We start from the raw sequence: 1,007 nt of genomic DNA on the forward strand, positions 1-1,007 counted from the left end.
ATATATGGATGGTTCTTATATATCCCGTTTTTGTTTTTTCTTTCGTCTGGCCCACTTGATGCATGTGCTGGCCCATAGGGCAAACAAAGTAGTCCCCCTCTTCATTATAGTGCAGCGCCTGCTGGGGGAACGCATGCTTATGCTTGCCCTTTTGCTCTTTATGGTAACCTGGGTATTTGACATAGGCTTCTATACCTTTCTCTTCCAGATACTCGTAGTTTTGCTCGCTGCCATAGCCTGCGTCAGCACAAACATTATCCGGCAATTTCAACCCGGCATTGTCTAGTACCCCCAGGGTGTCATCCATATGGGCTACAAAACAGCTTATGTCAGAAGCCGTCTGGTGCACCGTATAGTTGACGATAAACTGCTGTTCGGTACCGACCTGAAGATTGTAACAAGGCCGCAGTTGCCCATTGCCCAAGTGGTCGTCCTTTGTCCTCATGAAAGTAGCATCGACATCCGTCTTTGAATACGAGGAACGCCCGCCCAACAGCCGCTCTTGCTCTTCGTAACCTTCCAGCTTGGGCAGATGGTCTTTTGGCAGTTTGCCGGCCAGGCGCTTTTGCTTGGCTTGCGACTTGGACGGCTTGGTGTCTTCACCCCCGGGCATTTCACTGTCCAAGCGGCTGTTGATACGGCTGATGGCCTCGCGGACTGCCTTGCTGTCGCTAAGTGGCTGCTCCCCTTCTGCCAGCACATCCGTCTTTGTGCCTGGCCCGCCAGGGTCAGGCGGGGGGCTGTCCTCTTGGCTGGACAGCTCATCTATGTGCGCCAGTATCTGGGCCACCTTCTCCAAAACAGAGGCTTTGTAACGGGCTACGTTCTTAGCCCAGACAAAACTATAGCGGTTGGCCACCGATTCCATTTTCGTGCCGTCGACATAATAGTCCTTGAGCTGGACGTAGCCCTGCTCTACCAGCAACAGCAGCACCTGGGCAAATACGTCCTTGACCGTATTGCTCAAACGGTGCTTGCGGAAACTGTTGATCGTGTTGTGGTCTGGG

Annotated in this window: 1 protein-coding gene; it reads right to left on the reverse strand. The window is 52.8% G+C overall.

Going from position 1 to position 1,007, the window contains the following annotated elements; genetic code table 11:
• On the reverse strand, positions 1 to 1,007 hold a 1,007-nt coding region (locus IX84_RS30465), incomplete at both ends, for an IS5/IS1182 family transposase (protein WP_044230425.1).

Origin of the sequence: Phaeodactylibacter xiamenensis (assembly GCF_000759025.1) — a bacterium.
Taxonomy (GTDB): domain Bacteria; phylum Bacteroidota; class Bacteroidia; order Chitinophagales; family Saprospiraceae; genus Phaeodactylibacter; species Phaeodactylibacter xiamenensis.